The organism is Streptomyces sp. AF1A, from assembly GCF_047340315.1.
Classification (GTDB): Bacteria; Actinomycetota; Actinomycetes; order Streptomycetales; family Streptomycetaceae; genus Streptomyces.
Genome location: NZ_JBLEBI010000189.1, coordinates 1 through 13157, shown reverse-complemented (window position 1 = coordinate 13157; position 13157 = coordinate 1). Strand labels below are relative to the sequence as shown.

The following is a 13157-nucleotide window of genomic DNA, read 5'->3' as shown; positions in this document are numbered from 1 at the left end:
GGGCACATGGTGCGACTGCCCGGCCGGGCCGCGACCCGGCCGCCCCGTCCTTACGGGCACCCGCGCGCACCGCTGGCCCCACGGCGGCCGGACGGCACCGGCGGGAACGGCAGCCGGCCGGGTGTGCTCCGGTCGGCCCTGACCGGACGCAGCCTCGCCGGACAGGTGTTCGTCTTCCAGGTCGTCATCGTGCTGCTGCTGGTCGTCTCGGCCGTGGTGGCCCAGGTCCTCCAGGTGCAGCACGACACCACCACCGAGGCCCGCAACCGCTCCCTCGCCGTGGCCCAGACGTTCGCCCACTCGCCCGGCATCGTCGCGGCGCTGCGCTCCCCGGACCCCACGGTCGTCCTCCAGCCACAGGCCGAGGCCGCCCGCAAGTCGAGCGGCGTGGACTTCATCGTCGCGATGAACACGCAGGGCATCCGCTACACACACCCCAGTCCCGACCGCATCGGCGAGAAGTTCGTCGGCACCATCGGCCCGGCACTCGCCGGGGGCACGGTCGTCGAGGAGGTCAACGGCACGATCGGCCCGCTGGTGCAGGCGGTGGTGCCCGTGAAGGACGACGGCAAGGTGGTGGGCCTGGTGTCGGCCGGGATCACCATCGCGCACGTGGGCGGCGCCGCCACCAAGCAGCTGCCGCTGCTGCTCGCCTCGGCCGCGGTGGCGCTCGTGCTGGCCACCGGGGGCACAGCCCTGGTCAGCAGACGGCTGCTGCGCCAGACGCACGGCCTGGGACCGTCCGAGATGACCCGGATGTACGAGCACCACGACGCGGTGCTGCACGCCGTCCGCGAGGGGGTGCTCATCGTCGGCGGCAACGGCCGGCTGCTGCTCGCCAACGACGAGGCGCAGCGCCTGCTGGACCTGCCGGAGGACGCCGAGCGGCGCACCGTTCTGGAGCTGGGCCTCGACGACGAGACGGCGGCGCTGCTGGCCTCCGGGCGGGTGGCCACCGACGAGGTGCACCTGGTCAAGGACCGGCTGCTGGCGATCAACCAGCGGCCCACCGATCTGCGCGGTGGTCCGGCCGGCAGCGTCGCCACACTGCGCGACTCCACCGAGCTGCGCGCCCTGTCCGGCCGCGCGGAGGTGGCCCGGGAGCGCCTGAACATGCTCTACGACGCCGGGGTGGGCATCGGCACCAGCCTGGACGTGACCCGGACCGCCGAGGAGCTGGCCGAGCTGGCGGTGCCCCGGTTCGCCGACTTCGCCACCGTGGACCTGTTCGACCCGGTGCTGAACGGGGAGGAGCCGCGGCCGGGTACCGCCCTGCTCCGGGCGGCCGTCGCGGGCATCCACAAGGACCCGCCGCTGTACCCGGTGGGCCGGCGGATCCGGTGGGTGACCACCTCGCCGCAGGCGCGCAGCCTGACGACCGGGCAGTCGGTCGTCGCGCCCCGGCTGCGCTCGGCGCCCGGCTGGCGCGCGCAGGACCTGGAGCGCACCGACCAGGTCCTGGCGTACGGCATCCACTCGCTGATCACCGTGCCGCTCCGGGCGGGCAACCTGGTGCTGGGCGTGGCGAACTTCTGGCGGTCGCAGAAGCCGGAGCCGTTCGACACCGAGGAGCTGGCCCTGGCCGAGGAGCTGGTGGCGCGGGCCGCGGTGTCCATCGACAACGCCCGCAGGTACACGCGCGAGCACAGCATGGCGGTCACGTTGCAGCGCAGCCTGCTGCCGCGGTCCCTGCCCGAGCAGGGCGCCCTGCAGCTCGCCTACCGCTATCTGCCGGCACAGGCCGGGGTGGGCGGCGACTGGTTCGACGTGCTGCCGCTGTCCGGCGCCCGGGTGGCCCTCGTGGTCGGGGACGTGGTGGGGCACGGACTGCACGCGGCGGCGACCATGGGCCGGCTGCGCACGGCCGTGCACAACTTCTCCTCGCTCGATCTGCCGCCCGACGAACTGCTCGGGCTGCTGGACGAGTTGGTGGGCCGGATCGACCAGGACGAGACCCCGGAGGACGGCGCCGTGGTGACGGGCGCGACCTGCTTGTACGCGGTGTACGACCCGGTCTCCCGGCGCTGCACCATCGCCCGGGCCGGCCATCCGCCGCCCGCGCTGGTGCACCCGGACGGCAGCGTGGAGTTCGCCGAGGTGCCGGCCGGGCCGCCGCTGGGCCTGGGCGGGCTGCCGTTCGAGACGGCCGACCTGGAGCTGGCCGAGGGCAGCCGGCTGGTGCTGTACACGGACGGCCTGGTGGAGGACCGCGAGCGGGACATCGACATCGGCCTGAACCTGCTGGCGGACGCGCTGCGCCGCACGCCGGGCGCGTCCCCGGAGGACACCTGCCGCGCCGTGCTGGACCAGCTCCCGGCCCGGCCCAGCGACGACGTCGCGCTGATCGTCGCCCGCACCTGCGTGCTGGGCCCGGACCGGGTCGCCGAGTGGCAGGTGCCGTCCGATCCGGCGGCCGTGTCGGACGTGCGGTCCGCGGTGACCCGGCAGCTGAGCGACTGGGGCCTGGACGAGCTGGTGTTCACCACGGAGCTGACCCTGAGCGAGCTGGTCACCAACGCCATCCGCTACGGTCGTGCCCCGATCGGCGTGCGGCTGCTGCGCGACCGCACCCTGATCTGCGAGGTCTCCGACCGCAGTACGACATCGCCGCATCTGCGCTACGCGGCGAGCACCGACGAGGGGGGCCGCGGCCTGTTCCTGGTCGCGCAGATGGCCGAGCGCTGGGGCACCCGCTACACCCCCGAGGGCAAGATCATCTGGGCGGAACAGCCGCTGTAAACGGGTTGAGCGCGCGTGCGGCGCCGGGTGATGATCTCCGGCATGTTCTCTCGCAGGAATCGCCGCCCGAAGTCCCCTGCCCTCAGCACGGCCTGGGAGGCCCTGGACGGTGGTGACGTGCCCGGCGCGCTGCGGCAGCTGCGGGCGGCAGGCGAGGACCAGCCGCTGGGTGAGGTGGCGCAGGTGGTGGTGCGGGCCGCCGAGGCGGCCGGCTTCGACGACCTCGCCGAAGCCGCCGCCGCGCTGGCCGCCGCCCCGGAACGGCCGCGAGCGCTCTACGACTTCGGGTACGCGTGCGTCGAGCGCGGCGTGTCCCACCTGGCGGTCCCCGCGCTCCGCGAGGCGCTGCGCCGCAGCGACGGCTCCCCCGCCGTGCTGCGCGAGCTGGTGTCCGCGTACGAGGACGAGGGCCGGCACCGCGAGGCGGCGACCGAGCTCGTCCGCCACGAGAGCACCTTCGCGCACTGGCCGGACCGCTATCTGCTGGTGTTCAACGCCGTCATGGCCGGGGACCTGGACCTGGCCCGCCGCCAGCACGCACTGCTGCCGGACCCGGAGGACCCGCAGTGGCAGCCGGCGCGGGAGCGGCAGAACCAGATGCTGCGGCGCGCGGCGGACGCGGAAGGGGTGGGCGGCCTCGGGCCGACGGATCTGCGCGGCTGGCAGTACGTGATGGGCGGCTCGGTGCTGGGCACGCTCTCCCCCTACGGCTTCACGGCGGGCATGAGCGGCCGCTACGCCTGGCTGCAGGACACCCCCGGCCAGTGCCTGCGCGGCCTGCTGCGGCTGCGGGAGCTGCTGGCGGCCGCCGAGGTGGGGCCGCGCTCGGTGTCGCTGCTGCCCGACCGGGACTCCCGCATCCTGGGCCTCGCCGCGTCCGAGGTGCTGGGCGTGCCGGCCGAGCCGTTCGCACCCGGCCGGGCGGACACCGTGGTCGTGGCCTACGACCTCGACGGGCTCGCGGCCCACGACGGCGGCCCGGAGATCATCGGGGAGCTCTTCGAGCGCGCCCCCGGCCAGGTGCTGCACGAGCACGCGAGCTGCTGGACGGACCCACCCGCGATCACCGCGGACAGCGTCGGCCTGCTGCACCAGTCGGCCGTCGCGCCGTGGGGCCGGAAGCTGCGCCAGGGCTCCGACGGCCAGGTCGCGCGGTCGGAGCCGGACGACCGCCCGGAGGCGGAGATCGCGGCGGAGATCACGGGCGCCGACCCGGCCGCGGACCCCGGGGACGGCACGGGTCCGGCGGACACCGACGCCGAGTTCGCCGCGTTCGCCACGGCCGTCCGGGGCACATGGCTGCACGGCGTGCGGGCGCGGGTGCGGTCCGCCGGGCCCGTCCGGAGTTCCCGGTTCGCCTGAGCGGAGGAGGGGCGGTCAGGCGCTGAGCCGATCGCGCAGCAACTGCTTCCCCATCTCGGCGCCCTTGCGGCTGTCCGCCTGGGCCTTGTGGAACAGGTCCACGAGCTCGTTGTCGTGATCCCGTTCGGCGTCCTGGATGTACGTCTCCAGGCGCAGGGCGTTGTCCAGGCACGCCTCGACGTACCAGATCAGGTCGTAGGTCTTGTCGCGCGTGCCGGTGATGCCGCCGGTCTCGCTGGTGCTGGTCATACGGGGTCTCCTCCTTCTGTCGACCCTGTGTGTGCCTTTCGCAAGGCCCCGGGTACCCCCGCGACCTGCGGACACACGGCCCGGATCGGTCAGCCCAGGGCGCGGTCGAGGTTGAACGCGGCACTGATCAGCGCCAGGTGGGTGAACGCCTGCGGGAAGTTGCCCTGTTGCTCGCCGGTACGGCCGATCTCCTCGGCGTACAGGCCGAGGTGGTTGGCGTAGGTGAGCATCTTCTCGAAGGCGAGCCGGGCCTCGTCCAGCCTGCCGGCGCGGACCAGGGCCTCGACGTACCAGAACGAGCAGATGGAGAAGGTGCCCTCGTCGCCGCGCAGTCCGTCGGGGCTGGCGAGCGGGTCGTAGCGGTAGACGAGCGAGTCGGAGACCAGTTCCTCGGTGAGGGCGTCCAGGGTGGACAGCCACTTGGGATCGGTGGGGGCGATGAACTTGGCGAGCGGCATCATGAGCAGGGAGGCGTCCAGCACGTCGCCGTCCTCGTACTGCACGAAGGCGCACCGGCTCCGCGACCAGCCGCGGTCCATGATCCGCCGGTAGATGGCGTCCCGGGTCTGCCGCCAGCGGGGCAGCTCGGCGGGCAGGCCGCGCCGGTTGGCGAGGCGGATGGCACGTTCGACGGCCACCCAGCACATCAGCCGCGAGTACAGGAAGTTCTTGCGCCCGCCGCGGGTCTCCCACACGCCCTCGTCGGGCTGGTCCCAGTGCTCGCAGACCCAGTCGACCAGGCGGCACACGTCGTCCCACTGGCCGCTGGAGATCGGCTGGGCCCACTTGTCGTAGAGGTAGACGGAGTCGATGAGGGCGCCGTAGATGTCCAGCTGGAGCTGGTCGGCGGCGGCGTTGCCGACGCGGACCGGGGCGGAGCCCTGGTGGCCCTCCAGGTGGGTCAGGATGCGTTCCGGCAGGTCGATGCGGCCGTCGATGCCGTACATGATCTGCAGCGGCACGCAGGTGGAGCTGTCGCAGGGGGTGATGTGCGTGGTCAGGAACCGCATGAACGCCTCGGCCTCGCCGCTGAAGCCGAGCCGCAGCAGGGCGTAGACGGCGAAGGCGGCGTCGCGCACCCACACGTACCGGTAGTCCCAGTTGCGCTCGCCGCCGGGCTGCTCGGGCAGGCTGGTGGTGGGCGCGGCGACGATGGCGCCGGTGGGGGCGTAGGTGAGCAGCTTCAGGGTCAGGGCGGAGCGGTGCACCATCTCCCGCCAGCGGCCGCGGTAGCAGGACTGGTGCAGCCAGCGGCGCCAGTAGGCGACCGTGGCGTTGAACTGGTACTCGGCCTCGGCGTGGGCGCAGCCGCGCGGGGCGATGGCCTCGCCGACCTGGTCCAGGGCGAACACCGCGGTCTCGCCCTCGCTGAGCTTGAAGTCGGCCCACACGTCACGCTCGTCCCCTTGCACGGCCACGGTCGAGGTGAGGGCCAGCGACAGGTCCGGCGACTCGAAGAGGACCACGCCGTCCAGGTCGCGCACGGTGTGCGACGCGGCACCGTAGTCGAAGCGGGGCGCGACCAGTGCCCGGAACGGCACGGTGCCGCGCACGCACACCACCCGCCGGATCAGCCGGTGCCGGCCCGCCTCGCCCGACCCGTCGCCGGTGACGGGCATGAAGTCCTGGACCTCGCCGACGCCCTCCTCGGTGAAGAAGCGGGTGATCAGCACGTTGGTGTCGGGGAAGTAGAACTGCTTGGTGCGGGCCGGGACGGAGGCTGCCAGCTCGAAGCTGCCGCCGCGCTCGGCGTCCAGGATCGCCCCGAAGACGCTCGGGCAGTCGAAGGACGGGCAGCAGTACCAGTCGATCGTCCCGTTGGTGCCGACCAGTGCGACACTGCGCAGATCGCCGATCAGGCCGTGCTCGGCGATCGGGAGGTAGCGGGGGCTGATGGGCATGCCCTCGAAGATCATCGTCTCGGCCATGGCCGGCCTCCCCGGTGCGGGTGCGGGATGTTCTCCAGCTTAGGAGCGAGTGGTTCCGCGCGGCCCGGGAAGGTGCTCCTCACCGGCCCCCGGGCGCCTCCGGATGCAGGGTGCGCCACGTCGGGCAATGGTGAGAGTGTGCGCCGTTCGGCCGCACCGGCACGGATGAGGTCATCCGGACCGAGGAGGAGGCAACATGTCGACATCCACACCCGGAGGGTCCCGGTCGTCCGACGACCACCACACCCCGGACTCCCTGCTCCACTCGGCACCCCAGCGCGACGTCACCCCGGAGGACCTGGTGTTGGCGGCGGGCAGGGACGTCACCCCCAAGACGCTCGACTGGGCGCGCCGCAAACTGGAGGCGGAGGGTCCGGCTGCCATCGAGAAGCTGCTGCCCTGAAGGGGTCCGGGAACGCGGCACAACGGGAGCGCCGGCCGGGCGTGTGACGCCCGGCCGGCGTCATGGCTGCCCCCTCGCGCGCCCGGCGCAGTCGTCGGCAGACCCGCGCACCACGCTCCGCACCGGGTGAGGCCGACGTCCACATCCACCGGGAGCGTCCGGCTCGATCGCGGGTTCCTCACGGCCCCGGCCGCCGGATCGGCCCCGCGCGCCCGGCCGGGTCAGTCGGCGCCCTGCTCCGCCAGGCCCGCCGTCCACTTCTCCTCGATGCGTCCCGCCTTCCACACCAGCAGGGCGACGGCCCACGTGGCGAAGAACAGACCGACGATCACGAAGCCGACCGTGTTGAGGTCCAGTCCGGAGACCCAGTCCCAGAAGGCGCCGTGCAGGTCCAGCTTGTCGGCGACGAGGCCGAGGAGTTCGACGGTGCCGATGATCAGGGCGACGGCCACGGACAGGCCGGTGATGGTGAGGTTGTAGTAGACCTTGCGCACCGGCTTGGAGAACGCCCAGCCGTAGGCGAAGTTCATGAACGAGCCGTCGATGGTGTCCAGCAGGCACATGCCGGCCGCGAACAGCACGGGCAGGCAGAGGATGGCGTACCACGGCAGGCCGGAGGCGGCGCCGGAGCCGGCGAGGACCAGGAGCGCGATCTCGGTGGCGGTGTCGAAGCCGAGCCCGAACAGCAGGCCGAGCGGGTACATCTGCCACGGCTTGGTGATCGACCCGGTGACCCGGCCCAGCAGGCGGTTCATGAAGCCGCGGTTGTTCAGCTGGGTCTCCAGGGCGGCCTCGTCGTAGTGGCCGGTGCGCATCCGGCGGAACACCTTCCAGATGCCGGCCAGGACGACGAGGTTGATGCCGGCGATGAGGTAGAGGAAGGCGCCCGAGACGGTCGTACCGATCAGGCCGGTGACCTGGTGCAGGTGCGAGTTGTCGTCGCGGACCGGGCCGGCCAGGGTCTTCATGCCGAGCGAGAGCAGCAGGGCGAGGCCGAAGACGATGCTGGAGTGGCCGAGGGAGAACCAGAACCCGACCGACAGCGGCCGCCTTCCCTCGCCCATCAGCTTCCGGGTGGTGTTGTCGATCGCCGCGATGTGGTCGGCGTCGAAGGCGTGCCGCATGCCCAGCGTGTACGCGGTCACGCCGATGCCGATGCCGAACGACTCGGTGCCGACCTTGAAGTGCTGCGGCGCGACGAGGCCGAGCAGCGTGCCCCAGCCGATGACGTGCAGCGCGAGCACGAAGGCGGCCATCGAGCCGGCTCCGATCCACTCCTGGCGCGTCATGGACCGCCGGACGCGCTGCCAGGCCGACGGCTTCGCATCGGCCTGGGCGGACAGGGGCGGAGCGGAACCGGGGGCGGCCGTCATCAGGAGGGTCTTTCCTTGCGTCGTGCGGAAACGGCTGCACACCGCAGCCGTACGCCATCATTCCGCACTTGCAAGAGATGTGCAATAAGGCCCCGAGACCCTCCTGACCTGCTACGCGGACAGCATGCCCCGGCCCAGCCAGTCCTTGGCGTCCCGCACACCGGGCAGGGCGAAGAAGTAGCCGCCGCCGGTCGGCGAGATGTAGTCCACCAGGGGCTCGTCGATCAGCCGGGTCTGCACGGCCTCGAACTGCCGCTTGACGTCCTGCTGGTAGCAGCAGAAGACCAGCCCCATGTCGAGGTTGCCGACGTTGTCCACGCCCCGGTCGTAGTTGTAGCCGCGGCGCAGGATGCGCGAGCTGTCGCTCTGCGCGGTGCGCGGGTTGGCGAGGCGTATGTGGGCGTCCAGCGGGATCGCGGTGCCGTGCGGGTCCTTGGCGTAGTTGGGGATGTCGGTCTCCTTGGCGCCGTCGAGCGGGGCGCCGGTGTCCTTGCGGCGGCCGAACATCTTCTCCTGCTCGGTGAGCGAGACCCGGTCCCAGAACTCGACGAGCATCCGGATGATCCGGATGACCTGGTAGCTGCCGCCCTTGGTCCATGCGGGCTCGCCCTGCCCGTCGCCGACCCAGATCAGCTTGTTCGTCTCGCGGGCGGAGGTGACGTCCGGGTTGGCTATGCCGTCCTTGAAGCCGAGCAGGTTGCGCTGCGCGCCGGTGGGACGCGGGGCGTTCTGGAAGCCGTCGATGCGCCACCTGATCTGCATCGCGCCCCGGGTGTGCCGGGCTATGTCGCGCAGGGCGTGCAGCACGGTGTCCTGGCTCTGGGCGCAGATCTGCAGGGACAGGTCGCCGTGGCACTCGGCCGCGTTGAGGTTGTCGTTGGGGAACGTCCGCATCGGGGTGAGGCGGGCGGGCTTGGCCCTGGCCAGGCCGTAGCGGTCGTCGAAGAGGGAGGCGCCCACGCCGACGGTGACGGTCAGGGCGTCCGAGGGGACCTCGGGGCCGAGGATGCCGTTGTCCGAGGGCGGTGCGCCGACGCCCAGGTCGGCGGGCATGCCGCCGGAGGTGAGGAAGCGGGCCCGCTCGGTGATCGTCCGCAGCAGGTCGGTCAGGCCCTTGCGGTCCTCGGCGATGACGTCGAGGGAGACGAAGGTGGCCGCGGCGGGCGCGGGGGTGACGATGCCGGCCTGGTGGGCGCCGTGGAACGGGACCTTCGCCGTGCCGTCCGCGCCGGCGGGCTCGGCCTGGGCCGTGCCGCCGCTCTCCGCCAGCGCGAAGCCGCCGCCGGCCAGGACCGCCCCGGCGGCACCGGCACCCAGTGCGGTCCGCACGAAGGAGCGGCGGGCGGGGCCGACGGGGCAGGTCGGCGTGTCGGCGGTCGACATCGTGGGGTTCCCTTCGGAGTGCGGGTGAGCGGTGGTCATCAGGCGGACTTCCGGATCTCGAGCAGGTCCGGGACCGGGGCGAGGTCTTCCAGCAGCTGGCCGGTGGCGCCGTCGAGGCGCTGCTTGTCCGCCGTGGCGAGCCGGTCCACGGGGGTCCAGTGGTCGCCGTCGTGGGCCGCGTCCAAAAGCTTCTGCAGCCGGTCGATGTCCGCGTCGACGGTGGGGAGCAGCTTCGGGGCGCGCGAGGTGAGCAGCGGCCTGAGCACGGTGAGCAGCTCGCGGGTGCCGGCCAGGTTGGCGTCGGCGGTGGCGAGGTTGGTGCCGCTGCCCTCGTCGGTGTCGCCGGTCAGCTCGAACTGGAGGGTGTTCTCCAGGATCTCGTGGGCGCGCAGCGGCAGGTCGCCGGGGTCGAACTCCTGGCCCGGAAAGGCCTTCTGCAGGCCCGCGGCATCCTCGGCGAGCTGCCGGGCGGGGCCGCTCAGGTCCTTGGCCGACTCGCCGTGCCACAGGCCGTACTCGACGCGCAGGAAGCCGGTGAAGTCTTTGTCGCGCTCGCCGTCGGGGAGCCCGTCGGCCCGGCCGTCGATCTTCTGGTCGTAGTCCTCGAAGGTGCCGTAGGCGGCGCCGAGGGAGGCGTAGGTGCGGTGGGCGGTGAGCCAGTCGGTGCGGGCCTTGTCCAGGTGGCCGCCCTCGATGTCGTCCTGGAGGGTGCGGGTCTGCGCGACGAGGGTGGCCAGCCCCTGTTCGACGTACGCCTTGTACGCCTTGAGGGGGTCGGCGAGGTCCTGCTCGGAGACGGGGACGACCGGCCTGGCCGCGCCGCCGCCGCTGACGGTGACCGCCTTGGAGGTGACGGCCTTGCCACCGGTGGGGACGCAGCGCCAGGCGTAGGTGCCGCCGGCGACGGTGGCGACGAGGTCGCGGGTGGTGCCGGGGGCCAGACCCTCGATCTCGCCGTAGACCGCGTTGGTCGACGGGTCGACGAGGTACACCTCGGAGGTCTTGCCGCCGGTGTTGTGCATCTGGAAGGTCTGCCGGCCGGGCTTTGGCGCGGTGAAGCCCTTGCCGCACTCGGTCTCGGAGACCGCGACGGTCTGGTTCCCGGCGGGCTTGGGCCGGCCGAAGGCGACGACGAGTCCGGCGATGACGGCGGGTACGGCGACCACGGCGGCCGGGACCACCCACGCCGGGCGGCGGCGCTGCCGGGCCTCCCGCGCGGGCCGCTCGGCCCGCTCGGCGGCGGGCTTGGGGGCCGGGGTGCGCACGCCGCGCACGAAGAGGGTCATGACGACGGCGAGGTAGCCGGCGTATGCCACCACCTGCAGCCAGGTCATGGTCGGGGTGAGGTTGAGGACGCCCTGGATCAGGGTGCTGTACCAGGAGCCGGCGTCGACGCTGCCCGCGAGGTCGACCGCGTAGGCGCCGTTGCCGGGCAGGACGCCGCCCTCCTGCAGGTCGCGCAGGCCGTACCCGAGGACGCCGGCGGCGATGACGATGAGGACGGCGCCGGTGGCAGTGAAGAACTTCGTCAGGTTGATCCTCAGGACCCTGCGGTACAGGCCCCAGCACAGGCCGGCCGCGATGACCAGGCCGATGGCGGCGCCGGTCAGCGGGCCCGCCGACTCGCCGGCCGCCCGGGCGGTGGTCCACAGGAACAGGGCCGTCTCCAGGCCCTCCCGGCCCACGGCGAGGAAGGAGGTGAGGATCAGCATGCCGGAGCCCATGGCGAGCGCGCCGGTCACCTTCCGCTTCAGCTCACCCGAGAGGTTGCGGGCCGAGCGGCGCATCCAGAACACCATGGCGGTGACGAACGCGACGGCGATCACACTGAGGGCGCCGCCGAAGGCCTCCTGGGCGGTCTGCGGCATGGACGCGGCGGTGAAGGTGAGGACGGCGCCGAAGCTCATCGCCACGGCCACCGCCGCCAGGACGCCCGTCCACACCTGCGGCAGGCGGGACCTCGCCTCGGCGCGCACCAGCGTCGCGACCAGGATGGAGACGATGAGTCCGGCTTCGAGTCCCTCCCTCAGCCCGATCAGGAAACTCGGAAACGCGTCGTCCCACATACCTGGCGGCCCCTCCCACTTACTTAGCGAAGGCATACCTTACCTTCGCGCGACCATCATGACGACGGCACCCCAATCAATCGGTCATGATCTGGTAATCGAATGGCAAAGTCCGAGAACGATCCGGCCACGGGGTGCGTGAGTCGTCCCGCTGACCGTCTACAAATGTGTAGTCGTATAGGGTCGAGGCAAGTCATAGAGGAAAGGGCGTGCGGCGATGGCCACTCCCCCACACCTGGCGTCGCAGCTCGCGGTCAACGTGCTCGACGCCCACTCGCTGCTGGCCGCCTTCGGCGTGCTCGGCGTCGGCGTGGTGCTCTTCGCGGAGACGGGCCTGCTGATCGGATTCTTCCTGCCCGGCGACTCGCTGCTGTTCACGGCCGGCCTGCTGTGCACGGGCTCGTCCGACCGCGGGGTGCACCTCTCGCTCGGGCCGCTCCTGGTCGCGGCGGCGGTCGGGGCGCTGGCCGGCTCGCAGTGCGGATTCCTGCTGGGCCGCAAGGCGGGCGGTGCGCTGCTGGCCCGCAGCCGCTCGGCCAAGCTGCACGAGGGCGCCCGGCGTGCGGAGGAGCTGCTCGAGCGGTACGGCCACGGGAAGGCGATCGCGCTCGCCCGCTTCGTGCCCGTGGTGCGCACGGTGCTGAACCCGATGGCGGGCGCGCTCGGCGTGCCGGCGCGCACGTTCACGCTCTGGCAGGTCGTCAGCGGCCTGGTGTGGAGCCTCGGTCTCACGCTCGCGGGATACGCGCTGGGCTCCTCGATCCCGAACATCGACAAGTACCTGCTGCCGGTGATCGCCCTGATCGTCGTCGTGTCCCTGCTTCCGCTCGCCGTCGAGGTGCTGCGCTCCCGCAAGGCAGCCAAGGAGACACCCTGATGCCCCTCGCTCGCCCGGGCGCGTGGGCGCCGGCGCTGCGAGTGCCGCCGCCGTCATGAACCGCCGCAGGGTCGCGGTGCGGGCGGGCCTGGCGGCCCTGGTCGCCTGGCTGGCGTTCGCGGCGCTGACCGCCGTGGTCGTCTCCGGTCACGGCGCCCCGCTGCGGCCCGACCGCGGCCTGCTGTCCTGGTCCGTCGGGCACCGCCCGCCGGACGCGGTGGCCGTGGCGCGCGGGCTGACCGCCACCGGCACGGGGATCGTGCCGTACGCCCTGATGGTCCTGGCGGGGCTGGTCGTGGGCCGCACCGCGCGGGAGCGGGTGACGGCCGTGCTGCTGGCCATGGCCTGCCTCGGCCTCGGCCAGACGCTGCGGTACGACGCGATGGACCTGATCCGCCGGGCCCGCCCGCCGCGCTCCGACTGGCAGACGCACGCCTCCGGCTGGTCGTACCCCTCCGGCCACACCACCACGGCGGCGCTGACCGCGGGACTGCTGATCCTGGCGCTGTGGGCCCGCTCCCCGCGCGGCCGGGCCGCGCTGTGCGCGCTGGCGGCCTGCTGGGGCGCGGCGGTCGGGCTGACCCGCGTCTTCCTGGGCGTGCACTGGTTCACCGACGTGGTCGGCGGCTGGCTGTTCGCCGTCGGCTGGCTCGGCCTGCTCCTCGCGCTGGGGGCCCGCTGGGGGCCCGCCCGGTTCCTCCCCGGCGGCGTCGACGCCACCGGCCCCGGGGACGGGCCGGCGGAGGAGGACGCGGCGCAGCAGTCCGGTCGCCGGGG

The 13157-nt window shown here is 72.8% G+C and carries 10 protein-coding genes; 5 read left to right on the top strand and 5 right to left on the bottom strand.

Features of this window, described 5'->3' with window-relative positions; translation table 11 throughout:
• Positions 1 to 6 precede the first annotated feature (6 nt).
• Positions 7 to 2739 carry a SpoIIE family protein phosphatase gene (locus tag ACLU3S_RS31470; protein WP_413955377.1) on the top strand — a complete coding sequence of 911 codons (2733 nt, stop codon included), beginning with the start codon at positions 7 to 9 and terminating at the stop codon, positions 2737 to 2739.
• Positions 2740 to 2781: 42 nt separating this feature from the next.
• Entirely contained in the window at positions 2782 to 4101 is a 1320-nt protein-coding gene (locus tag ACLU3S_RS31465; RefSeq protein WP_413955376.1) for a hypothetical protein, read from the top strand.
• A gap of 15 nt (positions 4102 to 4116) precedes the next feature.
• Here the strand turns inward: ACLU3S_RS31465 and ACLU3S_RS31460 are convergent, their stop codons facing one another.
• Positions 4117 to 4350, bottom strand: a complete 234-nt coding sequence (locus ACLU3S_RS31460; protein ID WP_413955375.1) for a hypothetical protein — start codon at positions 4348 to 4350, stop codon at positions 4117 to 4119.
• 89 nt (positions 4351 to 4439) lie between these two features.
• The gene (locus ACLU3S_RS31455; RefSeq protein ID WP_413955374.1) at positions 4440 to 6278 is read right to left on the bottom strand and encodes a glycoside hydrolase family 15 protein; all 1839 of its coding nucleotides are present in this window, start codon (positions 6276 to 6278) and stop codon (positions 4440 to 4442) included.
• Between the two features lie 196 nt (positions 6279 to 6474).
• Between ACLU3S_RS31455 and ACLU3S_RS31450 the strand changes: the two genes are divergently transcribed.
• Complete coding sequence (locus ACLU3S_RS31450) at positions 6475 to 6681, top strand: hypothetical protein (RefSeq protein ID WP_413955373.1); 207 nt, start codon at positions 6475 to 6477, stop codon at positions 6679 to 6681.
• Between the two features lie 221 nt (positions 6682 to 6902).
• Here ACLU3S_RS31450 and ACLU3S_RS31445 read toward each other — a convergent pair whose 3' ends face one another.
• The 3 genes from ACLU3S_RS31445 to efeU all read right to left on the bottom strand — a co-directional run bounded on the left by ACLU3S_RS31445 (position 6903) and on the right by efeU (position 11503).
• On the bottom strand, positions 6903 to 8054 hold the full coding sequence (locus ACLU3S_RS31445; protein ID WP_413955372.1) for a HoxN/HupN/NixA family nickel/cobalt transporter: 1152 nt from the start codon (positions 8052 to 8054) through the stop codon (positions 6903 to 6905).
• A 111-nt stretch (positions 8055 to 8165) separates the two neighbouring features.
• Positions 8166 to 9437, bottom strand: coding sequence for an iron uptake transporter deferrochelatase/peroxidase subunit (gene efeB / locus ACLU3S_RS31440; protein WP_413955371.1), 1272 nt, complete (start codon positions 9435 to 9437; stop codon positions 8166 to 8168).
• A 38-nt stretch (positions 9438 to 9475) separates the two neighbouring features.
• Complete coding sequence (gene efeU, locus ACLU3S_RS31435; protein WP_413955370.1) at positions 9476 to 11503, bottom strand: iron uptake transporter permease EfeU; 2028 nt, start codon at positions 11501 to 11503, stop codon at positions 9476 to 9478.
• Positions 11504 to 11720: 217 nt separating this feature from the next.
• Between efeU and ACLU3S_RS31430 the strand changes: the two genes are divergently transcribed.
• Positions 11721 to 12380: a DedA family protein gene (locus ACLU3S_RS31430; protein WP_413955369.1), complete on the top strand. Its 660-nt coding sequence runs from the start codon at positions 11721 to 11723 to the stop codon at positions 12378 to 12380.
• A 55-nt stretch (positions 12381 to 12435) separates the two neighbouring features.
• Positions 12436 to 13157 (top strand): phosphatase PAP2 family protein (locus ACLU3S_RS31425; RefSeq protein WP_413955368.1); only part of this gene is annotated, 722 nt, incomplete at its 3' end.